The organism is Enterobacter cloacae complex sp. SYL001 (genome assembly GCF_049237025.1).
Lineage (GTDB): Bacteria > Pseudomonadota > Gammaproteobacteria > Enterobacterales > Enterobacteriaceae > Enterobacter > Enterobacter intestinihominis.
In genome coordinates, this window is sequence record NZ_JBMKJI010000003.1 from 260477 (window position 1) to 282746 (window position 22270).

General features: G+C 57.0%; 21 protein-coding genes. 16 read left to right on the forward strand and 5 right to left on the reverse strand.

The window, feature by feature from the left end:
• The 12 genes from ACOTZP_RS06060 to ACOTZP_RS06115 all read left to right on the forward strand — a co-directional run bounded on the left by ACOTZP_RS06060 (window position 1) and on the right by ACOTZP_RS06115 (window position 12656).
• Window positions 1-381, forward strand: a complete 381-nt coding sequence (locus ACOTZP_RS06060; protein WP_023299258.1) for a 5-carboxymethyl-2-hydroxymuconate Delta-isomerase — start codon at window positions 1-3, stop codon at window positions 379-381.
• A 99-nt stretch (window positions 382-480) separates the two neighbouring features.
• On the forward strand, window positions 481-1284 hold the full coding sequence (gene hpaH, locus ACOTZP_RS06065) for a 2-oxo-hept-4-ene-1,7-dioate hydratase (RefSeq protein ID WP_023305397.1): 804 nt from the start codon (window positions 481-483) through the stop codon (window positions 1282-1284).
• Between the two features lie 10 nt (window positions 1285-1294).
• Window positions 1295-2092, forward strand: a complete 798-nt coding sequence (gene hpaI, locus ACOTZP_RS06070; protein WP_271075391.1) for a 4-hydroxy-2-oxoheptanedioate aldolase — start codon at window positions 1295-1297, stop codon at window positions 2090-2092.
• 21 nt (window positions 2093-2113) lie between these two features.
• The gene (gene hpaX / locus ACOTZP_RS06075) at window positions 2114-3460 is read left to right on the forward strand and encodes a 4-hydroxyphenylacetate permease (protein ID WP_032625355.1); all 1347 of its coding nucleotides are present in this window, start codon (window positions 2114-2116) and stop codon (window positions 3458-3460) included.
• A complete protein-coding gene (hpaA, locus tag ACOTZP_RS06080; protein WP_022646953.1) occupies window positions 3432-4322 on the forward strand; it encodes a 4-hydroxyphenylacetate catabolism regulatory protein HpaA in 891 nt (296 codons plus the stop codon). Before hpaX ends, hpaA begins: the two co-directional genes overlap by 29 nt.
• Window positions 4323-4517: 195 nt before the next feature.
• Complete coding sequence (hpaB, locus tag ACOTZP_RS06085; RefSeq protein WP_421633675.1) at window positions 4518-6080, forward strand: 4-hydroxyphenylacetate 3-monooxygenase, oxygenase component; 1563 nt, start codon at window positions 4518-4520, stop codon at window positions 6078-6080.
• Window positions 6081-6097: 17 nt separating this feature from the next.
• On the forward strand, window positions 6098-6607 hold the full coding sequence (locus tag ACOTZP_RS06090; RefSeq protein ID WP_271075393.1) for a 4-hydroxyphenylacetate 3-monooxygenase reductase subunit: 510 nt from the start codon (window positions 6098-6100) through the stop codon (window positions 6605-6607).
• A 120-nt stretch (window positions 6608-6727) separates the two neighbouring features.
• Window positions 6728-6985 carry an HTH domain-containing protein gene (locus ACOTZP_RS06095; RefSeq protein WP_022646951.1) on the forward strand — a complete coding sequence of 86 codons (258 nt, stop codon included), beginning with the start codon at window positions 6728-6730 and terminating at the stop codon, window positions 6983-6985.
• A 219-nt stretch (window positions 6986-7204) separates the two neighbouring features.
• On the forward strand, window positions 7205-9358 hold the full coding sequence (locus ACOTZP_RS06100; protein ID WP_022646950.1) for a carbon starvation CstA family protein: 2154 nt from the start codon (window positions 7205-7207) through the stop codon (window positions 9356-9358).
• A gap of 96 nt (window positions 9359-9454) precedes the next feature.
• Entirely contained in the window at window positions 9455-9658 is a 204-nt protein-coding gene (locus ACOTZP_RS06105) for a YbdD/YjiX family protein (RefSeq protein WP_003856610.1), read from the forward strand.
• A 10-nt stretch (window positions 9659-9668) separates the two neighbouring features.
• Window positions 9669-10622: a GTPase gene (gene yjiA / locus ACOTZP_RS06110; RefSeq protein WP_038415244.1), complete on the forward strand. Its 954-nt coding sequence runs from the start codon at window positions 9669-9671 to the stop codon at window positions 10620-10622.
• 186 nt (window positions 10623-10808) lie between these two features.
• Window positions 10809-12656: a 3'-5' exonuclease gene (locus tag ACOTZP_RS06115; protein WP_023299250.1), complete on the forward strand. Its 1848-nt coding sequence runs from the start codon at window positions 10809-10811 to the stop codon at window positions 12654-12656.
• 84 nt (window positions 12657-12740) lie between these two features.
• Here ACOTZP_RS06115 and ACOTZP_RS06120 read toward each other — a convergent pair whose 3' ends face one another.
• Window positions 12741-14099, reverse strand: a complete 1359-nt coding sequence (locus tag ACOTZP_RS06120; protein ID WP_271075394.1) for an esterase-like activity of phytase family protein — start codon at window positions 14097-14099, stop codon at window positions 12741-12743.
• A 409-nt stretch (window positions 14100-14508) separates the two neighbouring features.
• Here ACOTZP_RS06120 and ACOTZP_RS06125 point away from each other — a divergent pair, with 409 nt between their 5' ends.
• Entirely contained in the window at window positions 14509-15054 is a 546-nt protein-coding gene (locus tag ACOTZP_RS06125) for a YfaZ family outer membrane protein (protein WP_023299248.1), read from the forward strand.
• A gap of 177 nt (window positions 15055-15231) precedes the next feature.
• Here the strand turns inward: ACOTZP_RS06125 and ACOTZP_RS06130 are convergent, their stop codons facing one another.
• On the reverse strand, window positions 15232-16602 hold the full coding sequence (locus ACOTZP_RS06130) for an NAD-dependent succinate-semialdehyde dehydrogenase (protein WP_023305391.1): 1371 nt from the start codon (window positions 16600-16602) through the stop codon (window positions 15232-15234).
• Between the two features lie 150 nt (window positions 16603-16752).
• Here ACOTZP_RS06130 and ACOTZP_RS06135 point away from each other — a divergent pair, with 150 nt between their 5' ends.
• The 3 genes from ACOTZP_RS06135 to ACOTZP_RS06145 are packed head-to-tail and all read left to right on the forward strand — an operon-like array spanning window position 16753 to window position 19473.
• Complete coding sequence (locus ACOTZP_RS06135; protein ID WP_126502852.1) at window positions 16753-17496, forward strand: helix-turn-helix domain-containing protein; 744 nt, start codon at window positions 16753-16755, stop codon at window positions 17494-17496.
• A gap of 48 nt (window positions 17497-17544) precedes the next feature.
• Window positions 17545-18198, forward strand: a complete 654-nt coding sequence (locus tag ACOTZP_RS06140) for a LysE family translocator (RefSeq protein ID WP_271075395.1) — start codon at window positions 17545-17547, stop codon at window positions 18196-18198.
• 3 nt (window positions 18199-18201) lie between these two features.
• Window positions 18202-19473, forward strand: coding sequence for a DUF445 domain-containing protein (locus ACOTZP_RS06145; protein ID WP_271075396.1), 1272 nt, complete (start codon window positions 18202-18204; stop codon window positions 19471-19473).
• Here ACOTZP_RS06145 and ACOTZP_RS06150 read toward each other — a convergent pair.
• From ACOTZP_RS06150 to ACOTZP_RS06160, 3 genes are read right to left on the reverse strand one after another with little or no spacing between them, the layout of a single operon-like run.
• A complete protein-coding gene (locus ACOTZP_RS06150; protein ID WP_022646940.1) occupies window positions 19470-20546 on the reverse strand; it encodes a DUF2955 domain-containing protein in 1077 nt (358 codons plus the stop codon). The two genes, ACOTZP_RS06145 and ACOTZP_RS06150, sit on opposite strands and share 4 nt — an antisense overlap.
• The gene (locus ACOTZP_RS06155; RefSeq protein WP_271075397.1) at window positions 20536-21603 is read right to left on the reverse strand and encodes an HlyD family secretion protein; all 1068 of its coding nucleotides are present in this window, start codon (window positions 21601-21603) and stop codon (window positions 20536-20538) included. Before ACOTZP_RS06155 ends, ACOTZP_RS06150 begins: the two co-directional genes overlap by 11 nt.
• On the reverse strand, window positions 21600-22070 hold the full coding sequence (locus ACOTZP_RS06160) for a MarR family winged helix-turn-helix transcriptional regulator (RefSeq protein WP_022646938.1): 471 nt from the start codon (window positions 22068-22070) through the stop codon (window positions 21600-21602). The genes ACOTZP_RS06155 and ACOTZP_RS06160 overlap by 4 nt, the downstream gene beginning before the upstream one ends.
• Window positions 22071-22270 lie beyond the last annotated feature (200 nt).

Consider the following 22270-nt stretch of genomic DNA (forward strand, 5'->3'; position numbering starts at 1 on the left):
ATGCCGCACTTTATTGCTGAATGTACCGACAACATCCGCGAGCAGGCCGACCTGCCGGGGCTGTTTGCCAAAGTGAACGAGGCGCTCGCCGCCACGGGTATTTTCCCGCTCGGCGGTATCCGCAGCCGCGCCCACTGGCTGGACACCTGGCAGATGGCCGACGGCAAGCACGATTACGCCTTTGTGCATATGACGCTCAAAATCGGCGCCGGGCGCAGTCTGGAGAGCCGGGAAGAGGTCGGTGAAATGCTGTTTGCGCTGATCAAAACGCATTTTGCAGAGCTGATGGCCGCCCGCTATCTGGCGCTGTCTTTCGAGCTCGACGAGCTGCACCCGACGCTCAATTACAAGCAGAATAACGTGCACGCGTTGTTTAAGTAGCCGTCTGCTCGCCCGGTGGCGCTTCGCTTACCGGGCCTACAACGGCTCGAACGTAGGCCGGGATCGCTACGCGCCACCCGGCAACAACAGGATATCGCCATGCTCGACAAACACACCCATACCCTGATCGCCCACCGCCTGCATCAGGCGGAACAATCCCGGGAGCAGATCCGCGCGATCTCGCTTGAGTATCCGGAGATCACCATTGAAGACGCCTACGCCGTCCAGCGCGAATGGGTGAGCCTGAAAATTGCCGAAGGCCGCGTGCTGAAAGGCCACAAGATCGGCCTCACCTCCAAAGCGATGCAGGCCAGCTCGCAGATCAGCGAGCCAGACTACGGCGCGCTGCTGGACGATATGTTCTTCCACGACGGCAGCGACATTCCCGTGGATCGCTTTATCGTCCCGCGCATCGAAGTGGAGCTGGCCTTCGTGCTGGCAAAACCGCTGCGCGGCCCGAACTGCACGATCTTCGACGTTTACAACGCCACGGATTACGTCATCCCTGCCCTGGAGCTGATCGACGCCCGCTGCCACAACGTTGACCCGGAAACCCAGCGCCCGCGCAAGGTATTCGACACTATCTCCGATAACGCCGCCAACGCGGGCGTGATCCTCGGCGGCCGCCCGATTAAACCCGACGAGCTGGATCTGCGCTGGATCTCCGCCCTGCTCTACCGCAACGGCGTGATCGAAGAGACCGGCGTGGCCGCAGGCGTCCTTAATCATCCGGCGAACGGCGTGGCGTGGCTGGCGAACAAACTCGCGCCATACGACGTGCAGCTTGAGCCAGGCCAGATCATCCTCGGCGGCTCGTTTACCCGCCCGGTGCCCGCCAGCAGAGGCGACACCTTCCACGTCGACTACGGCAACATGGGCTCCATCAGCTGCCGCTTTGTGTAAGGAGATGATCATGCAAAACGCATTCAAAGCGGCGCTGAAAGCGGGCCGACCGCAAATCGGGTTATGGCTGGGGCTAACCAGCAGCTACAGCGCTGAGCTATTGGCCGGGGCCGGTTTTGACTGGCTGCTGATCGACGGGGAGCACGCGCCAAACAGCGTGCAGACCGTTCTCACTCAGCTACAGGCCATCGCCCCTTATCCCAGCCAGCCGGTGGTGCGCCCGTCGTGGAACGATCCGGTGCAGATCAAGCAGCTGCTGGACGTGGGGGTGCAAACCCTGCTGGTGCCGATGGTGCAAAACGCCGACGAAGCGCGGCTGGCGGTCAGCGCCACCCGCTATCCGCCTGCCGGCATTCGCGGCGTCGGCAGCGCCCTGGCGCGCGCCTCGCGCTGGAACCGTATCCCGGACTATCTGCATCAGGCTAACGACGCCATGTGCGTGCTGGTGCAAATCGAAACCCTAAGAGCGTTAAAAAACCTGCCGCTGATCCTGGACGTGGACGGCGTCGACGGCGTGTTTATCGGCCCGGCGGATCTGAGTGCCGACATGGGCTTTGCCGGTAATCCGCAGCACCCGGAGGTGCAGGCCGCCATTGAGCAGGCGATCGCGCAGATACGCGCCGCCGGTAAAGCGCCCGGCATCCTGATGGCGAACGAGCAACTGGCGAAACGTTACCTTGCACTCGGCGCGCTGTTTGTCGCCGTCGGCGTCGACACCACCCTGCTCGCCCGCGGCGCGGAAGCGCTGGCGGCACGCTTTATCGAACAACCGGTTACGTCAGTTAATAACAATAAATCCGTCTACTAAACGTAAGATCTGGAGCGCAGCATGACGACCTCTACCCTGCAAGATAAGAAAGCTATAGAACATCGCGTTATCAACAAGCTGTTCCGTCGTTTGATCGTGTTTCTCTTTATCCTGTTTGTCTTTTCGTTTCTCGATCGCATCAACATCGGCTTTGCCGGGCTGACGATGGGTAAAGATCTGGGCCTCACGTCGACCATGTTTGGCCTGGCCGCGACCCTGTTTTACGTCACCTACGTGCTGTGCGGGATCCCCAGCAACATCATGCTGGCGAAAATCGGCGCGCGGCGCTGGATCGCCGGGATCATGGTGGTGTGGGGCATCGCCTCTACCTGCACCATGTTCGCCACCAGCCCGGAAACGCTCTACGTCCTGCGCATGCTGGTGGGCATTGCCGAAGCCGGTTTCCTGCCGGGGATCCTGGTCTATCTCACCTGGTGGTTCCCGGCGTATCACCGCGCCCGCGCCAACGCGTTGTTTATGATCGCCATGCCGGTGACCATGATGCTCGGCTCGATCCTCTCCGGGTACATTCTGGCGATGGACGGGCTGTGGAACCTGAAGGGCTGGCAGTGGCTGTTCCTGTTGGAGGGGCTGCCGTCGGTGGTGCTCGGCGTGGTGACCTGGTTCTACCTTAACGACACCCCGGATCAGGCCACCTGGCTGGATGATGATGAAAAGCAGGCACTCAAAACGATGATCGCCCGCGAGCAGGAACTGGCCATTGCGCACGTCGCCACGCCGCGATCGACGCTGCGCGAGGTGCTGACGCCCGCCGTACTGCTCTACACGCTGGCCTACTTCTGCCTGACGAATACGCTGAGCGCGATCAACATCTGGACGCCGCAGATCCTGCAAAGCTTCAACACCGGCAGCAGCAATATCGTGATTGGCCTGCTGGCGGCGATCCCGCAGTTTTGCACCATCCTCGGGATGATCTGGTGGAGCCGCCGCTCCGACAGGCTGAAAGAGCGAAAAAAGCACACCATCCTGCCGTATCTGTTTGCGGCGGCGGGATGGATGCTGGCCTCGGCGACCGATCACAGCCTGATCCAGCTGCTTGGCATCATCATGGCCTCAACCGGATCGTTTACCGCCATGGCGATATTCTGGACCACGCCGGACCAGGTGATTAGCCTGCAATCCCGCGCGGTGGCGCTGGCGGTGATCAACGCCATCGGCAACGTCGGGTCTGCCGTCAGCCCATTGCTGATTGGTATTCTGCGCGACGCGACCGGCAGCTTCAGCTCGGGGCTGTGGTTCGTGGCGGGTCTGCTGGTAGTGGGCGCGCTGGTGCTGACGCGCATTCCGATGACGCAGCGGGTTCAAAAGAGGAACGATCATGTGCCAGAGCCCTATCGCCAACATTGATATCAGCAAGGAGTACGACGAAAGTCTGGGCACCGACGATGTGCACTACCAGTCGTTCGCCCGCATGGCGGCCTTTTTTGGCCGCGACATGCAGGCGCACCGCCACGACCAGTATTTTCAGATGCATTTTCTCGACACCGGGCAGATTGAGCTGCAGCTCGACGACCACCGCTACTCGGTGCAGGCGCCGCTGTTCGTTCTGACGCCGCCGTCGGTGCCGCACGCGTTTATCACTGAATCCGACAGCGACGGCCACGTGCTGACGGTGCGCGAGGATCTTATCTGGCCGTTGTTAGAAGTGCTCTACCCCGGCACGCGGGAGGCGTTCGGCCTGCCGGGGATCTGCCTGTCGCTTGCCGACAGGCCTGACGAGCTGGCGGCGCTGAAGCATTACTGGCAGCTCATTGCCCGGGAATCCACGGAACAGCTGCCGGGCCGTGAGCATACGCTGGTCCTGCTGGCGCAGGCCGTATTTACCCTGCTGCTGCGCAACGCGAAGCTCGACGACCACGCTTCAGGCGGCATGCGCGGCGAGCTGAAGCTGTTTCAGCGCTTTAACCAGCTGACAGATGCGCATTACCACGAGCACTGGACGGTGCCGGAATACGCCAGCGAACTGCATCTTACCGAATCCCGCCTGACCGATATCTGCCGCCGCTTTGCCAACCGCTCGCCGAAACGGCTGATCTTCGACCGCCAGCTGCGGGAAGCCAGGCGCTTGCTGCTGTTTTCCGACAGCACAGTGAGCGAAATTGCCTGGCAACTGGGGTTTAAAGATCCGGCCTATTTCGCCCGTTTTTTCAACCGACTGACGGGGTGCTCACCCAGCGCATACCGGGCGCAGAAAGTACCGGTTTCCTGAACGCATCACGGTTCGTAGGGCGGGTAAGCGCAGCGCCACCCGCCGAAAAGCCGCACAGATCACAAAACAACATCCCACCCGAAAAGTACCTGCCGTTGTCCCAATCGTCCCTTCACGTTCCGCCCCTCTCACGCTTCAATTAAACAACAAAAACAAAACATAAATTTAACAACCATCTTCCGATATGAGGTCCCTATGAAGCCTGAAGATTTCCGCGCTAATGCCAAACGTCCGTTAACCGGTGAAGAGTATTTAAAAAGCCTGCAAGATGGCCGTGAGATTTATATCTACGGCGAGCGCGTTAAGGACGTTACTACCCACCCGGCATTTCGCAATGCGGCGGCGTCCATCGCCCAGATGTACGATGCCCTGCACAAGCCAGACATGCAGGATACACTCTGCTGGGGCACCGACACCGGCAGCGGCGGCTACACCCATAAATTCTTCCGCGTGGCGAAAAGCGCCGACGATCTGCGCCAGCAGCGCGACGCCATCGCCGAGTGGTCGCGCCTGAGCTACGGCTGGATGGGCCGCACGCCAGACTACAAAGCCGCGTTCGGCTGCGCACTGGGGGCTAACCCTGCCTTCTACGGTCAGTTCGAGCAGAACGCCCGCAACTGGTACACCCGTATTCAGGAAACCGGCCTGTACTTTAACCACGCCATCGTCAACCCGCCTATCGACCGCCATAAACCGGCGGACGAGGTGAAAGACGTTTACATCAAGCTGGAGAAAGAGACCGACGCCGGGATCATCGTCAGCGGCGCGAAAGTGGTGGCCACCAACTCTGCGCTGACCCACTACAACATGATTGGTTTTGGCTCTGCGCAGGTGATGGGCGAAAACCCGGACTTCGCGCTAATGTTCGTCGCGCCGATGGATGCCGAAGGGGTGAAGCTGATCTCCCGCGCCTCTTACGAGATGGTGGCAGGGGCGACCGGCTCCCCGTACGACTACCCGCTCTCCAGCCGCTTTGACGAGAACGACGCCATTCTGGTGATGGATCATGTGCTGATCCCGTGGGAAAACGTGCTGATCTACCGCGATTTCGACCGCTGCCGTCGCTGGACGATGGAAGGTGGCTTCGCCCGCATGTACCCGCTTCAGGCCTGCGTGCGTCTGGCGGTGAAGCTCGACTTCATCACCGCTCTGCTGAAGAAATCGCTGGAGTGTACCGGCACCCTCGAGTTCCGCGGCGTGCAGGCGGATCTCGGCGAAGTGGTGGCGTGGCGCAACATGTTCTGGGCGCTGAGCGACTCCATGTGCTCCGAAGCCACGCCGTGGGTAAACGGCGCGTACTTGCCTGACCACGCGGCGTTACAGACCTACCGCGTGATGGCGCCAATGGCCTACGCGAAAATCAAGAACATCATCGAACGCAACGTGACCTCCGGGCTGATCTACCTGCCGTCCAGCGCGCGGGACCTGAACAACCCGCAGATCGACCAGTATCTGGCGAAGTATGTGCGCGGCTCCAACGGGATGGATCACGTCGAACGCATCAAGATTCTGAAACTGATGTGGGATGCCATCGGCAGCGAGTTTGGCGGACGTCACGAGCTGTACGAAATCAACTACTCCGGTAGCCAGGATGAGATCCGCCTGCAATGCCTGCGTCAGGCGCAAAGCTCCGGCAACATGGACAAGATGATGGCGATGGTTGACCGCTGCATGTCCGAGTACGACCAGCACGGCTGGACCGTACCGCACCTGCACAGCAACACTGATATCAACATGCTGGATAAGCTGCTGAAATAACGCAGCGGGAGGTTTCAATGCAATCTGAAGAACGCCTGCGTTTTCGCGACGCGATGGCCAGCCTGTCGGCGGCGGTGAATGTGGTCACCACCGAGGGCGATGCGGGCCGCTGCGGCATTACCGCCACCGCCGTCTGTTCGGTCACGGATACCCCGCCCTCGGTCATGGTCTGCATCAACGCCAACAGCGCCATGAACCCGGTCTTCCAGGGCAACGGCAAACTGTGCGTCAACGTGCTGAACCACGAGCAGGAGATCATGGCCCGCCACTTTGCCGGGATGACCGGCATGGCCATGGAGGAGCGCTTTGCTCTCTCCTGCTGGCAGAAAGGATCGCTGGCGCAGCCGGTGCTGAAAGGCGCCCTGGCAAGCCTGGAAGGTGAGATAACCCAGGTGCAAACCATCGGCACCCATCTGGTCTACCTGGTGGAGATTAAGAACATCATCCTCAGCAGCGAGGGGCACGGCCTGATCTACTTCAAACGCCGTTTCCACCCGGTGATGATGGAGATGGAAGCCGCGGTTTGATCCCGTTGCACAAAAAAACGCTAAGGTTTCCGCAAAGGTGCGCCGTTAACTATCCATAAGATAAATTTTTCGGGGCGGCTGACGACGTCGTCAGCCGCCCCCTTAACGCTGGAAAGTCTTATGGCCCCTTCACCCCGAAGCCGCTCGGCTGAACGTCTGGTTGACATCATTATTGCCCTGCACCGCAACGGAAGCGTTAATCGCCGCGATCTGATGCAAAAATTTGGCATTACCGAACGTACGGTGTACCGCGATTTACAGGCCCTTTCCCCGATTATCGAACACGACGGCAAAGGACGCTATCAGCTGCTGCCCGCATATCAGCCCTGCCGCTGCACGCAATGCCCTGATGCGAACGACGAAACCCCGCAGGGCTAGATTATTCTCAGTGATCTCAATCACATATTTTCTCCCGCCGGGGGTGAGCCTTAACCACTCACCCTCGCTTTTGACCGCTCACGCATCGCTTTCAACCACTCACCCATTTACCGTGCTTTACACGCGCGAGGATCTGGCACGATCGCTCCAGCATTAATCAATACCTCCTCACAACGAACCCTGACCCTTTTTTCTTTACATAAAAAACCAGGTCTTACTATGGATACTAAAAAACTACTTAAGCACGTGCCCTGGGCCATCCTCGGGATCATCGGCGCTTTCTGTCTGGCGGTTGTCGCATTACGCCGGGGCGAGCACGTCAGCGCCCTGTGGATCGTGGTCGCGTCGGTTTCCGTCTATCTTGTGGCTTATCGCTACTACAGCTTGTACATCGCGCAGAAGGTCATGAAGCTCGACCCGACGCGCGCCACCCCGGCGGTCATTAACAATGACGGCCTGAACTATGTGCCAACCAACCGTTACGTGCTGTTTGGTCACCACTTCGCCGCCATTGCAGGCGCGGGTCCGCTGGTCGGTCCGGTGCTGGCTGCGCAGATGGGCTACCTGCCGGGTACGCTCTGGCTGCTGGCGGGCGTGGTGCTGGCGGGAGCGGTGCAGGACTTTATGGTGCTGTTTATCTCCTCGCGCCGTAACGGTTCGTCGCTGGGCGAGATGATCAAAGAGGAGATGGGCCGCGTGCCGGGCACCATCGCCCTGTTCGGCTGCTTCCTGATCATGATCATCATCCTGGCAGTGCTGGCCCTGATCGTGGTGAAAGCGCTGGCCGAAAGTCCGTGGGGCGTCTTCACCGTCTGCTCTACCGTGCCGATTGCGCTGTTCATGGGCATCTACATGCGCTTCCTGCGCCCTGGCCGCGTTGGCGAGGTGTCGGTCATCGGTATCGTGCTGCTGGTCGCCTCTATCTACTTCGGCGGTGTGATTGCCCACGACCCGTACTGGGGCCCGGCGCTGACCTTTAAAGACACCACCATCACCTTCGCGCTGATCGGTTACGCGTTCATCTCAGCGCTGCTGCCGGTGTGGCTGATTCTGGCTCCGCGTGACTACCTGGCGACCTTCCTGAAAATCGGCGTGATCGTCGGGCTGGCAATCGGGATTGTGATCATCAACCCGGAGCTGAAAATGCCGGCGGTGACGCAGTACATTGACGGTACCGGTCCGCTGTGGAAAGGTGCCCTGTTCCCGTTCCTGTTTATCACCATTGCCTGCGGTGCCGTGTCTGGCTTCCACGCGCTGATCGCCTCCGGCACCACGCCGAAGCTGATGGCCAACGAAACCGACGCGCGCTTCATCGGTTACGGCGCGATGCTGATGGAATCCTTCGTGGCGATCATGGCGCTGGTAGCGGCGTCGATTATCGAGCCTGGCCTGTACTTCGCGATGAACACCCCACCAGCGGGTCTCGGCATCACCATGCCAAACCTGCATGAGATGGGCGGCGAAAATACCGCGCTGATTATGGCGCAGCTGAAAGATGCCAGCGCACACGCGGCGGCGACCGTCAGCTCTTGGGGCTTCGTGATTTCGCCTGAGCAGATTATGCAGACCGCGAAAGACATCGGCGAACCATCCGTGCTGAACCGCGCAGGTGGCGCACCGACGCTGGCGGTGGGTATCGCACACGTGTTCCACAAAGTGCTGCCGTGGGCGGACATGGGCTTCTGGTACCACTTCGGTATTCTGTTTGAAGCGCTGTTCATCCTCACCGCGCTGGATGCCGGTACGCGTGCAGGCCGCTTCATGTTGCAGGATCTGCTGGGTAACTTCGTGCCGTTCCTGAAGAAAACCGACTCTCTGGTAGCAGGTGTTCTGGGTACTGCGGGCTGCGTAGGTCTGTGGGGTTATCTGCTGTATCAGGGCGTTGTTGACCCGCTGGGCGGCGTGAAGAGCCTGTGGCCGCTGTTCGGCATCTCTAACCAGATGCTGGCGGCTGTGGCCCTGGTGCTGGGCACCGTTGTCCTGGTGAAGATGAAACGCACCAAATACATCTGGGTAACCGTGGTGCCTGCGCTGTGGCTGCTGCTCTGCACTACCTGGGCGCTGGGTCTGAAACTGTTCAGCACCAACCCGCAGCTGGAAGGCTTCTTCTTCATGGCTAACCAGTACAAAGAGAAGATTGCCGCAGGCGGCGCGGATCTGACTGCGCAGCAGATTGCCAACATGAACCATATCGTGGTGAACAACTACACCAACGCGGGTCTGAGCATTCTGTTCCTGGTGGTGGTGTACAGCATTATCTTCTACGGCATTAAAACCTGGATGAAAGTGCGTAATGCCGATGGCCGTACGGACAAAGAAACCCCGTACGTGCCGGTGCCGGAAGGCGGCGTGAAGACGTCTTCACACCATTAATAAAATGGCGGGTGGCGCTGCGCTGCCCCGCCCTACAACGTTACTGTAGGCCCGGTAAGCGTAGCGCCACCGGGCTTTTTCTTATCAGGACACGTTATGTTTGGTAACTTAGGCGAAGCAAAAAAATACCTCGGTCAGGCGGCGAAAATGCTGATTGGCATTCCGGACTATGACAACTACGTTGAGCATATGAAGACCAACCATCCGGATAAGCCGTACATGACCTACACTGAATTCTTCCGCGAGCGTCAGGAAGCGCGCTACGGCGGAAGTGGAGAAGGCGGCGTCCGCTGCTGCTAAAGGAGAAACCATGACCCCGATTGCCGTTACCCTGCTGACCGGTTTTCTCGGCGCCGGTAAAACCACCCTGCTGCGCCACATCCTGAATGAACAGCACGGCTTCAAAATCGCCGTCATTGAAAACGAATTTGGCGAAGTCTCCGTTGACGATCAGCTGATTGGCGACCGCGCCACGCAGATCAAAACCCTGACCAACGGCTGCATCTGCTGCACCCGCTCCAGTGAATTAGAAGACGCCCTGCTGGACCTGCTCGACAGCCGCGATCGCGGTGACATCGTCTTCGACCGTCTGGTGATCGAGTGCACCGGCATGGCCGACCCCGGCCCGATTATTCAGACCTTTTTCTCCCACGACATTCTGTGCCAGCGCTACCTGCTGGACGGCGTCGTCGCCCTGGTCGACGCGGTCCATGCCGACGAGCAGATGAACCAGTTCACCATCGCCCAGTCTCAGATTGGCTACGCCGACCGCATTCTGCTGACCAAAACCGACGTGGCGGGTGAAAGCGAAAAACTGCGTGAGCGCCTGACGCGCATCAACTCGCGCGCACCCATTTATACCGTGACGCACGGCGATATCGACCTGTCTCAGCTGTTCAACACCAACGGCTTTATGCTGGAGGAGAACGTCACCGCGAAACCGCGCTTCCACTTTATGGCAGACAAGCAAAACGACGTAGCGTCGATTGTGGTGGAGCTGGACTACCCGGTGGACATCAGCGAGGTCTCGCGCGTGATGGAGAACCTGCTGCTGTCGTTTGCCGACAAGCTGCTGCGCTATAAAGGAATGCTGTGGATCGACGGCGAGCCGAACCGCCTGCTGTTCCAGGGCGTGCAGCGCCTGTACAGCGCCGACTGGGATCGTCCGTGGGGCGATGAACCGCCGCACAGCGTGATGGTGTTTATTGGAATACAGCTGCCGGAAGAGGAAATTCGGGCAGCGTTTGCGGGACTGAAAAAGTAAATCGTCGCTCCCTTTTAAACAGTAAAGGGGGCGTATTTCATTAAGGCAAAATGCGGGTTTCGCCCTTTCTGTTTGCAATATTGTCTGTTAATGTTCTTATCATGAATGAAATCATGCTTTGATTAATATTGGTTACAATATTAATCAATTGGATTTATATAATTTTCATGAATTGGTAGGCGTAATATGGCAATCATTATTCCCACGGTTAGCAGCTGTAGCGAGAAAATTACGGCAGGAGAAAAAAGACTGGCAAGGCTTCTGGAGGGTGGGCTCAGCGAACAATGTACCTGCTGGTATGATACCCGAATGGGAGACAAAGACGATCATCCTGATTTTGTGATTCTGGCCCCCGATAAAGGGCTGCTGTTTATAGAAGTGAAAGACTGGTATATCACAAAAATAAAATCGGCTAATAAAACCCATATTAATTATGAAACCAAAAACGGCATAGAGCCGTTGAAGAACCCACTCGAACAAGTTCGACAATATACCTTTCATATCATCAATAGCCTGAAAAAAGATCCCCTGCTTCGCCAGAAACAGGGAGAGCATGAGGGCGGTTTTATTATGCCGTATGGATACGGTGTTTATTTGAGCAACATCACTCGGGCACAGCTGGAAAAGAGTTTTACACCTGAGGAGTTGAATGAAATATTGCCCGCCAGCCAGGTGATATGCAAAGACGAACTCAACGAGTTTATGACTCGAGAACAAATCTCTGGCCGGCTCGAATCCCTTCTCAAACATCACTTTGTTCATAACACAACACCACAGCAGCTCGACCGCATCCGGTGGCATCTTTATCCCGATGTCCGCATTAACCCATCCGTTACGCGGGTTGACCTGGATAATTTTACTTTCCACACCCCTGATGTGGTATGCATGATGGACAGGAACCAGGAACAACTCGCCAGAAGTATGGGGGCGGGACACAGGGTAATTCATGGCGTGGCTGGTTCGGGCAAAACGCTCATTTTGCACCACCGATGTATTGAGCTTGCCAACAACATTGAAAACACCAAACCGATACTGGTGATTTGCTACAACATTACGCTGGCTAAAAAACTCAAAGCGCAGCTCGAACAGCATAGCCTCAGACTTCCCGTCGAAGTTATCCATTTCCACGCCTGGTGTTATCAGCAATTAAACGCGCATCGGCGTCTTCCCCCCAGGAGCAAAAACTTTATTGAGCTGATGGAAAATGCGCTGACGGTGGCATTTGAAGAGGGAGCAATCAAACCGGAGCAGTACAGCGCCGTTTTGATAGATGAAGGACACGATTTTAAACCGGAATGGCTAAGAATCCTCGCCAAAATGCCGGACAATAAAGATAGCTCCCTGCTGTTTCTGTACGATGACGCTCAGTCAATTTATCAGAAAAAGAAAGCTCTCGATTTTACCCTGTCCAGCGTCGATATAAAGGCTCAGGGCCGTACAACTATTTTGGATACCAATTATCGCAACACCCGGCAAATACTCCATTTTGCCAGCAGCGTAGCATTTAATTATCTCAATAATCACATAGAAGCTTCTCTCAAATACCAGCAGCCTGCCGCAGGTGGCCTGTCCGGGAAGTATCCCGCGCTGGCCAGCTTTGATAATCAGGACGAGGAGATTACGCGCGTCCTCGATTGGGTCACAGAGCAGCGACAGGAAGGTGTTGCGTGGTCAGAAATCGCCATACTGTGCCCCTCAACCTACAGCATTTCAGGCATGCTCGCGCCAAGGCTTGAAGCCCGCAAGATCCCATACCAGATGATTGTCTCCAGCGATGATAAAAAGCACTGGTCCCCGCAGAATGATTACCTCTGCGTCATGCCGCTGCCCAGCAGCAAGGGGCTTGAGTTTAATTCGGTCGCCATTATGGATGCGGCAAAGGAAAGGGACAGTGAAGATCTGAGTGACGATATCAAGCGCCTTTACGTCGGCATTACCCGCGCACGACAGAATCTTCTGGTGACAATGCACGGAACCGGAAGCCTGCGAGATCATCTGGTCGAGACCTGGGAAAAGAGCGTTAAGTCGATCTAACTATTCCGCGTTGAAAAGTATCTGCACCGAACAATCCCCTCTCCCCTGTGGGGAGAGGGCCAGGGTGAGGGGTAAAGTCCAATATTATTTCAACGCCTCCGGCAGCGTCACAATCCACAGCTCGCTGTCGGACTCCGGCTTCTTCAGCGGCTTGACGCTGAGGGTAGTTTCAACCGCTTTGTCATCCAGCGTCAGCTTGCCTTCCGCGTTCACCCGATAATCCTTGAGCTTCTTGCCCTCGGCCGGGTTGTGCATCGCCACCTTCACGCCAAAGTCATTATCGTTCGCCACCGCCAGCGTTTTGTCGTCAATCAGCGCCAGCCCTTCGGCTTTTTCCTGCTGCCAGCCCAGCGCACGCAGATCGACCACCTGCGTTTTTTCCGCAAGTGAAATGCCGCGCTGCGCCAGCGTTTTCTCATCGTCAAATTCCGGGTATTCGCCCGGCTTGTCGAAGGCGGCCAGATCGCTCGCCTTGCTCAGATCCACCCTGTAGATGAGGTTACGCATTGCGTCGTTTTTATCTTCGCCCTGTTCAATCAGCAGGATAGTGTGGTTATCCAGCGCCACGATATCGCCGATTTTGGCGTCGCTGTTTTTGCTGTAGGCCGCGCTGTCGACAGGGTAGCCGTACATCGCGGTTTTTCCGGTCGCCGGATCGAAGCTGACCAGTCGAGTAAACAGCGCCTGCTTTTTGCTCTTCCCGTCGATATCCAACGTACTCTGGACAGCGGCGATAATACGTCCGTCCGGCATGCGAGTCAGGCCTTCAAATCCCCGGTTTGCCTGGCGCCATTTGATAACATTTGGCAGACCGCCCGCGATGGATTTCTCCCCTTCCGCCGCCTGTGGGCCGTGGATCGCGAGGATTTTCCCTTTACTGTCAATATTAATCAGGAACGGGCCATACTCATCGCACAGCCAGTAACCGCCCTTCCCGTCCGGCGTGATGCCTTCCGTATCCAGCCCGCGGTTATCGCCTTTCAGCACTTTTAAGGTGTCGCTTAGCGCGATTTCATTGGTGGAACCAATCACGCCACTTTGCAGCGGCAGACCGTTGATTTCGCCTTTATCGTCATGCAAAGGACGCGCGTCCACGGCCTCCGCTTTACCGTTTTGCACGCGGATCGTCATTAGCTGCGGGGCGAAATCCGGGGTAACAAAAATTTTAGCGTCATTTTTCCCCATTTTTGGCGAATCCGCGTTAGGACCGCGATCGGTCACGGTCGTAAACGTCAAGGCGTCGCCCTGCTTGCCCATAAACAGCAGGCCAGAGCCAATCCCCACAGGCAGCCCGTTCGGAAACGCGCTGGCAAACGCACCGCTGTATTTGACATGCGCGCCTTCGGGAAAACTGACGACGTAACGCTCCGCGGTTGGCTGTGCCGCCAGGCCAGAGAAAGAGAGCGCACAACCAATTAGCACAGGAATGATTTTTCTTTTCATAGTGTTAGCACCCAGTAAGTGAAGCCAACAACGTAATGAAGAAACGTGTCAGAAAAATGACATGGTGAAAGCGGTTCGGCACGACGGGGCGTATAGCCACCTCCAGAAATGTAAACCTGTGTCTTTATCTGTGACAACTGAAACACTTTTGGAAATTATTAGAAACTCAATTAATTCATCCTGAACTAATTTTTCCGACCCGTTCAGGGTACGTTTAATGAGAATCCTGAACCCTTCCTAAACGCGAATGCATTACGTATTGACTCCTTGCCGGGTCAACATTCGAACAACATTTAAAATTCAAAAATCAAACAAAATCAGCATAAAAACGTGACAAGCATCGCATTTGCAGAGATAAACAGCTCTTGTTAAGGTGCCCTCAGATTAATTTGATGACGAGGAAAAACTCATGAAAAAGCTCAACGTTCTCCTTCTTTCCGCTCTGACTGCCGTATCGGGCTCCGCACTGGCCATGGGCGGCAGCATTGAGCAGGGTAAAAACTTTACCAACCTGAATGTGGAAATGGGGAAATCAACCTCCGGTCTGTACACCGAAGGTAGCTGGCTGAAAAACACAGATGACGGCACCACAACCGGTGGCGTAGGTGCAGGCTACAACTTTGAAGTCGGCCCGGTGATGCTGAACGCAGGCGCTAAGGCCCTCTACGTTGGCCCGAAAAAAGGCGATAACGGCGTGGCGTTCCCGGTCGGCGGCGGTGTGAACGTTGCCCTGACCGACAGCATCAGGGTATTCGGTGAAGGCTACGTTGCGCCAGACGGCCTGAACAACAGCGTGAAAAACTACGTTGAAGCGAACGGTGGCGTAAGCTGGACGCCAGTGAAGCCGGTGACGCTGAAGGTGGGTTATCGTCACGTGAGCGTTGATGGTAAAGACGGTCGTCCTAACCACACGCTGATTGACGGCGCATATGTTGGCGGTGGCGTGTCCTTCTAAGCCTGTTTGCCCGTTTCGCCCGGCGGCGCTACGCTTGCACGGGCCTACAATGAAGGGTGCAATTTATGAATATTATTGCACCATGTAGGCCGGGTAAGCGCAGCGCCACCCGGCAAAAAAGGCGATGAGACTGTTAATAAAAAACCTGCCGGATGGCAGGTTTTTTTATGTCCGACATTACTTGCGAACAACCACCAGTTTCTGGTTCACAAACTCTTTGATCCCCAGGTCCGACAGCTCGCGTCCGTAACCCGAACGTTTTACGCCGCCGAACGGCAGTTCTGCCGCCGTATCGGTGAGCCAGTTGATGTACACCATACCGGTCTCAATACGCGATGCCATCTTCTTCGCGCGCTCAATATCCTGGCTGAACACCGCTCCGCCCAGGCCGTAGTGAGAGTCGTTCGCCAGCGCGACCGCCTCGTCGTCGTTTTTCACCACGTAAATCTGCGCTACCGGGCCAAAGAACTCTTCGAAGTACGCCGGGTTGTCGCGTGAGATGTTGGTCAGGATGGTCGGCTCAAAGAAGCTCCCGTCTCGCTGCACAGGTTTGCCGCCATAGTGCAGCGTAGCGCCGTTTTTCACCGCCTCGTTAACCTGTTTGGTCAACGTGTCGAGCGCGTCTTTAGAGGACAGCGGCCCCAGCGTGGTGCTTTCGTCCAGCGGATCGCCAATCTTCACCTGCTTAAATGCCTCGGTGAATTTGCTCAGGAAGGCATCGGCAATCTTTTCATGCAGGATAAAGCGCTTCGCCGCGGTACAGACCTGCCCGGCGTTGTTGAGCCGCGCGTTAACGCCGATCTTCACCGCCTTATCCAGGTCCGCATCGTCGAGCACCACGAATACGTCGTTACCGCCAAGCTCCAGCGTGGATTTCTTAATGTGCTTCGCTGCCTGGGCCGCTACCACGCTGCCCGCTTTTTCTGAACCGGTTAGCGCCGCGCCCTGTACGCGATCGTCAGCGATGATGTTCGCCACCTGATCGGACGAGATAAACAGGTTGGTCCACGCCCCTTCCGGCGCGCCCGCCTCACGCACCAGATGGGCGAAGGTTTCCGCACAGTGCGGCACAATGCTGGCGTGTTTAGCGATGACAGGGTTACCCGCCGCCAGGTTTGGCGCCAGAACGCGCATCAACTGATAGTATGGGAAGTTCCATGGTTCGACGGCCATCAGCACGCCGATGGGGTGATGTTCAACCCATGCTTCCCCGAGTTCAGAGTCATACTTCACCGGGGCCAGGAACTGCTTCGCGTTGTCCGCATAGTAGCGGGCGATTTGCGCGCACAGCTTCACCTCGCCGCGGCTCTGTTCGATGAGCTTACCCATCTCCTGGCTGGCGATTTTCGCCAGCTCCTCCACGCGTTCGTCGATCAGGTCCGCCAGCTTATGCAGCACCGGCAGGCGCTGGCTTATGTCGCCTTTCGCCCAGTCGGAGTGATAGAGCGCATCGGCTGCCTTCAGCGCCGCTTCAACATCTGCGTCAGTGTGGGAGGGATATTCTTTGATGAGCTGGTTAGTGGCAGGATTTACTGTCTGATAAGCCATATCGAATCTCCATGTTTTACCGCTTAGGGTATTAAGGGTAGTCAACATGACTGGCTATGGACGTAAAGTTGGGTATATCCGGAAGGTTCTGAGTAAAGCGATGCCATACCGTGGCTGGCGTGGTATAAAAAACCTTCATAAGGAGTTGCTATGACCGATACCCGCCACATCCGTCAGACCTTTCACCGCGCCTCGGGCCTTGAACTACGCAGCACGTGGCAGAGCATGCAGGCGTACAAACGCCATTGCCACCCTCAGCTCTCCATCGGCGCAATTGTGGAAGGCCAGACATGCTGCGTGTGTAATGGCAGAGAATACATCCTCCAGCCCGGGGACCTGATTGTGATCCCGGCTTATGTCCCACACAGCTGCAACCCTGTTGCCGGGCAGCCGCGTAGTTATCATATGCTTTATATCGATACGGACCTTCCCCTTGCGGTTCAGGTGATTCGCAACGCTACGCTGTTTATGTATTACCGGGAAGTTGTTGAGAGGATGTCCCCTGCGTCCGTGAACAGGTTGCTTGCTGCCCTTCCCCATTGCATGGATGAGGCAGAAAAGCCTGGATCAACCAGCCAGCAGGTTCAGCAGGCATTTCTTTCCAGTCTTTCCAGCCCGCCTTCCCTCGACGCACTTGCGCAACGATTCTCGCTGCGAAAGGAGACGCTGATCCGTACCTTCAAGAAGGACACGGGCCTGACGCCTGGCAGCTTCCTCAATATCTTCCGCGTAGAGTACGCCAAAGCGCGGCTGCGTGCCGGGGATGATATCGCCGATGTCGGCTACCAGAGCGGGTTTGCTGACCAGAGCCATTTTCATAAGACCTTTGTGCGCTACACCGCCGCCACACCGCGCCAGTACGCTACGGGCCGATCAATATCAGACAATAAATAAGTTCTGTGTTTCCGTAATCTGGCCCCAGTTTTGCATTCTGAGGTCGCTATGGAACTGTTCTTCCCTTCCGCTTTTCTCGCCCTGGCGCTGGCGCATTTTGTTGCCCTGTTAAGCCCGGGCCCGGATTTTTTCCTGCTGATGGGCTACGCCGCCCGCTACCGACTGCGCGGCAGCGCCGGATTGTGCATCGGGATAGCGGCAGGAAACGGGCTTTACATTTTGCTGGTCATTATGGGATGGAGCGCGCTGCGTCAGTTCGCGTGGCTGTTCACGTTGATTGAATTATCCGGCGCACTGTATTTGCTCTGGATCGGCTCGCATCTTGTACGCAGCCGACCGCAGACGCTGACGCTAAATGAAACACATGAGCGCTGCCCCTCGCTGCGTAAGCAGATCCTGCTGGGGCTGGGTTCGGCGCTGTTGAATCCCAAAAACGCGTTGTTCTACCTGGCGCTGATGACGGCGTTACTCGGGCCGGACGTCACGCTGCTTCAGCAGGCGACCTGCGGCGTCTGGATGGTGATGGTAGTACTGGTATGGGATTTTGCGCTGGTGTCGCTGATGGGGTTACCGGCGGTTCAGCGAAAGCTCAGCCGTTCGCTCTGGCTGATAGAGCGCATGGCGGGGGTGGTATTGATGGGGTTTGGTGGGTGGGTGCTGTGGCGGTTTTTGCACTTTTCCCCCGTATCCCTCTATCCTTAACCCATGGAAAAACATACCGAACTCAAACGCGCCAAGCTTCTCGCGCTGTCGCTGCTGCTGATTGCCGCTGCGGCCTTTATCACTACCCTGTTCCTGCCGCAAACCTTCTGGGTACGCGGCGCAAAAGCTATTGCCGAGGCGGCGATGGTCGGCGCGCTGGCGGACTGGTTTGCCGTTGTCGCGCTGTTCCGCCGGGTGCCAATTCCCTTTATCTCGCGCCATACGGCGATTATCCCGCGCAATAAGGACCGCATCGGCGACAATCTTGGCCAGTTCGTGCAGGAAAAGTTTCTGGATACCCAGTCGCTGGTCGCATTAATTCGCCGCTACGAGCCGGCCCAGATGATTGGTGTCTGGTTCAGCAAGCCCGACAACGCCCAGCGCGTCGGGCTGCATCTGATGCAGGTGATGAGCGGTTTTCTTGAGCTAACTGACGACGGGCGCATTCAGCGCCTGCTCAAACGCGCGGTGCATAAGGCTATCGACAAGGTCGATTTAACCGAGACCAGCGCCGTCATGCTGGAAAGCATGACCAAAAACAACCGTCACCAGGTGCTGCTGGACGCCATCATCAACCGTCTGATTACCCTGATTCAGCGCGAGAGCACGCGGGAATTTATCTCTGACCAGATCGTCCACTGGCTGAAGACCGAGCATCCGCGCAAGGCGATGGTGCTGCCCACCGAGTGGCTGGGCGATCAGAGCGCAGAGATGGTGTCGAACGCGGTGAACACGCTACTGGATGATATCAGCCACGACCGCACGCACCAGATCCGTCGGGCATTTGACCGCGCCACGCTGAAGTTTATCGACAACCTGAAAAACGACCCGGAGATGACGGCCAAAGCCGACAATATCAAGCACTATCTGAAGAATGATGAAGCATTTAACCGCTACCTGGGTGAAATGTGGGCTGACCTGCGCCAGTGGCTGAAAAATGACATGCAGAGCGACGATTCCCGCGTGAAGCAACGTATCGCCAACGCCGGGCTGTGGTTTGGTGAGACGCTGTCGAATGATGCCAGCCTGCGTGCGTCGTTGAACGAGCATCTGGAGCAGGCCGCGCACCGCGTCGCGCCGGATTTTGCGGCGTTCCTGAAGCGCCATATCAGCGACACGGTGAAAAGCTGGGACGCCAAAGATATGTCACGCCAGATAGAACTCAATATCGGTAAAGATCTTCAGTTCATTCGCGTAAACGGTACCCTGGTAGGCGGAACGATTGGCCTGATCCTGTTTTTACTTTCTCAGTTGCCCGCCGTGCTGGGGCATTAATCCGCTTTTGGGGGCGCGATAACGTAGCGCGTCGCCTCGAAGCGGTTCAGGATCAAGTGCACCAGAAAGACCATCGTCAGCGTGACCACCAGCGCGAAGGTAACGGAGGTGATGCGGTACAGATCGCTGAACACCAGATCGCTGTCCGGATGCATGTTTTGCCCGAACATAATGCCGATGGTGGTAATGCTGGAAAATCCCACCCCGGCCCCGACCTTCTCCATCACGTGCAGGCGCGCGCCAAATGCCAGCCCGAGGCCGATCAGCGGCATCATCAGCAGCATATGGCTGCTGTGATCGTACAGAATAAGCTGAACGACGAGGATATAGAGACAGCCCAGCACCACGCCGACCACGCGCCAGATGGAGCTCATGACCGCGCCGCGGTAGTGCATCGGGAACAGGATCAGAATGCCCGCCATCAGTGCCGAGAGCGAATCGCTTAAGTCGCTCATCTGAAATACCACGAAAATCAGCGTCGCCACGGTGCCGGAGAGCAGCGACTCGTGGCGCACGCGGGCATCGTCTTTCTCTATCAGCGGCGGCGGCTTACGTGGCTCCACGTCCGGCAGCAGGTAATTCATCAGCGCGCTCAGACACACCGCCATCACGCTCGCTTCAATGTTGGAGAACAAAAGCGTGTGCCAGTTGGTGGTGGGGTAGCTCATAAAGTTGAGCATTACGCTCTGGCACACCACGCCCATCGAACCGAACAGAAACAGCGGCCCCTTGCTCATAAAGCGAAAGCGCATCACGTACAGGGCAAAGACCACCAGCGTCATAATGACCGGCCATTGCGACAGAAAGCCGATGATGATCACCATTTCGACGCAGTTGAGCGATGCGCTGAAGATAAACTGCTTCGCCACGTGGCGGTTAAACACCGGCACCAGCGACAGCAGCATGATCGGGTAGACCACAAAAAACACGCCGTAGCTGGTGTTGTAGAAGCTCGAAATACTGAGCGCAATCATCCCGGCAAAGACGATGCGCAGGGTCTGGCGGAAGTCGTTTGCCGTGTAGACGATGTTGCCGTGCGGGGTAAATACCCGCGCCAGGGTGCTAATAGACATAGTGAAGCAGGCTCACCAGATGGATTTGCATCCCGGAGAAGAAGCGCGCAAAGGGCCCTTCGCTGTTGTAGAGCTGCACGGTGGCGCGCGCGCCGGTCGGCAGCGACTTCGGTAAGGCTTCGTCCAGCGCCACGTGAATGCGCATTCGCTGGGCATCGCGCACCCAGCGGTTAGAGGTTTCCGGTTCAGAAAGTTGACCGTTAACGGCTTCCTGACCGGCGAGGATCCCCGCGTCACTGCTGGTCACGTGGGCGCGGAAAACCCGTCCCGGAAAGGCGTCAAACACCACGGCGGCGTCGGTCCCCTGGTGGGTATGACGCAGGCTCTTCTCGCGGAAATCCGCCACAATATCCGTCTGCATATTCACCAGCGCCAGCGCTGCCGAACCGGACGAGGCGTAAAAACCGGGGCTTAATTGCAGATTACTCACCGTGCCGTCCGCCTCGGCGTAGACCTTCGTCCAGCCAAGATTCAGCTCCGCTTCATCCAGCGCGTTACGGTATTTTTGCAGCGTCACGTTACGGTGTTCATTCCGCTCGCCGCGCTGAATGCGCAGGTTATGAATATTCGCCTGAATCGAGCTGACGGACTGCTCGCTGCTCTGCCAGGTAGTGCGGACCTTATCCAGATCCGCCTGCGACACGTTCTGCAGGGTGCTCAGTTTCTGGTAGCGGTCGAAAGTCACTTTGTCGTTACGCGCGGTCAGCACGGCGGTCTTCAGGCTGGCCTGCGCGGCGGCGATCTGCGCGTCCAGTTGTTCGTTGGAAAGGCGAGCCTGCTCGAGCGCGATCTGCGCCGCTTCCACTTTATTGCGAAACGGGGTGTCGTCGAGCTCAAACAGCAGATCGCCTTTCTTCACCTGGCTATTGTTGTGGACATGGACCGCCGCCACATAGCCGGAGACACGGGCAGACACCGGCGTCACCACGCGCATCACGGTGGAATCCGGCGTCAGCGGGATCCAGATATCCGCGACGATAAAGTAGACAAACATCAGCAGGAAAGAGGCAATACTTACCCTTACCCAGCGGGCAAACTTTTGTTCAGGAGTCATTATTTTTCGGTCTTGTTATCTTCTTCGCGGATTGTCCGCAAATTGCAGGCGATTTGATTCAGGGTGGCGCTGAAAATGTCGAGATGTTCAGGCGCGATGTTTTGCGATACGCGCGTCTGAAGCGTCTCAATTACCTGGGTGAGCCTGTTAAGTACAGCTTTTCCCTCAGGCGTCAGCGTCAGAAGCCGGATGCGCTTGTCATACGGCGAGACGGTGCGCAGCAGGTAACCCTGTTTTTCCAGCTGTGTCAGGGTGCGCATTAGCGGCGGCAGTTCAATGCCCTGCACCTCCGCCAGCTCACTCACCGAGACGTTATCCCCGAGCTGATGCAGCTGCATCATCACCGTCCAGCTCGACTGGGTTAACCCGGTATCGAGAATGGCGTCGTCAATGACGGCACGCCACTGGCGCACGATCATCGCCATCCGCATGCCCATCGGCCTGCGGCTAAACAGTTCTTCTTCACTCATGGGGAAACCTCTCGTCACACGCGGTCACGATAATAGTTATCAGGGTAAGTATCAAGAAACGAGAAGTTAAAGCGCAGGAATTGCGAAATGAGATTCTCCCTCTCCCTGTGGGCTGAGGGTTCCCCACAAATTAATGCGAGCACTGAGCAATCCCCTCGCCCCTCCGGGGAGAGGGTTAGGGTGAGGGGAACATACGGCGG

What these genes read in the sequence shown, in the direction of transcription:
- ACOTZP_RS06140 (WP_271075395.1), top strand. Translation starts at nt 17,545, where the DNA reads ATGGAACTGTTCTTCCCTTCCGCTTTTCTCGCCCTGGCGCTGGCGCAT.
- ACOTZP_RS06095 (WP_022646951.1), top strand. Translation starts at nt 6,728, where the DNA reads ATGGCCCCTTCACCCCGAAGCCGCTCGGCTGAACGTCTGGTTGACATC.
- hpaB (WP_421633675.1), top strand. Translation starts at nt 4,518, where the DNA reads ATGAAGCCTGAAGATTTCCGCGCTAATGCCAAACGTCCGTTAACCGGT.
- ACOTZP_RS06130 (WP_023305391.1), bottom strand. Translation starts at nt 16,602, where the DNA reads ATGGCTTATCAGACAGTAAATCCTGCCACTAACCAGCTCATCAAAGAA.
- ACOTZP_RS06145 (WP_271075396.1), top strand. Translation starts at nt 18,202, where the DNA reads ATGGAAAAACATACCGAACTCAAACGCGCCAAGCTTCTCGCGCTGTCG.
- ACOTZP_RS06160 (WP_022646938.1), bottom strand. Translation starts at nt 22,070, where the DNA reads ATGAGTGAAGAAGAACTGTTTAGCCGCAGGCCGATGGGCATGCGGATG.
- ACOTZP_RS06135 (WP_126502852.1), top strand. Translation starts at nt 16,753, where the DNA reads ATGACCGATACCCGCCACATCCGTCAGACCTTTCACCGCGCCTCGGGC.
- ACOTZP_RS06105 (WP_003856610.1), top strand. Translation starts at nt 9,455, where the DNA reads ATGTTTGGTAACTTAGGCGAAGCAAAAAAATACCTCGGTCAGGCGGCG.
- ACOTZP_RS06150 (WP_022646940.1), bottom strand. Translation starts at nt 20,546, where the DNA reads ATGTCTATTAGCACCCTGGCGCGGGTATTTACCCCGCACGGCAACATC.
- hpaI (WP_271075391.1), top strand. Translation starts at nt 1,295, where the DNA reads ATGCAAAACGCATTCAAAGCGGCGCTGAAAGCGGGCCGACCGCAAATC.
- hpaX (WP_032625355.1), top strand. Translation starts at nt 2,114, where the DNA reads ATGACGACCTCTACCCTGCAAGATAAGAAAGCTATAGAACATCGCGTT.
- ACOTZP_RS06090 (WP_271075393.1), top strand. Translation starts at nt 6,098, where the DNA reads ATGCAATCTGAAGAACGCCTGCGTTTTCGCGACGCGATGGCCAGCCTG.
- ACOTZP_RS06120 (WP_271075394.1), bottom strand. Translation starts at nt 14,099, where the DNA reads ATGAAAAGAAAAATCATTCCTGTGCTAATTGGTTGTGCGCTCTCTTTC.
- ACOTZP_RS06125 (WP_023299248.1), top strand. Translation starts at nt 14,509, where the DNA reads ATGAAAAAGCTCAACGTTCTCCTTCTTTCCGCTCTGACTGCCGTATCG.
- hpaH (WP_023305397.1), top strand. Translation starts at nt 481, where the DNA reads ATGCTCGACAAACACACCCATACCCTGATCGCCCACCGCCTGCATCAG.
- hpaA (WP_022646953.1), top strand. Translation starts at nt 3,432, where the DNA reads ATGTGCCAGAGCCCTATCGCCAACATTGATATCAGCAAGGAGTACGAC.
- yjiA (WP_038415244.1), top strand. Translation starts at nt 9,669, where the DNA reads ATGACCCCGATTGCCGTTACCCTGCTGACCGGTTTTCTCGGCGCCGGT.
- ACOTZP_RS06100 (WP_022646950.1), top strand. Translation starts at nt 7,205, where the DNA reads ATGGATACTAAAAAACTACTTAAGCACGTGCCCTGGGCCATCCTCGGG.
- ACOTZP_RS06060 (WP_023299258.1), top strand. Translation starts at nt 1, where the DNA reads ATGCCGCACTTTATTGCTGAATGTACCGACAACATCCGCGAGCAGGCC.
- ACOTZP_RS06115 (WP_023299250.1), top strand. Translation starts at nt 10,809, where the DNA reads ATGGCAATCATTATTCCCACGGTTAGCAGCTGTAGCGAGAAAATTACG.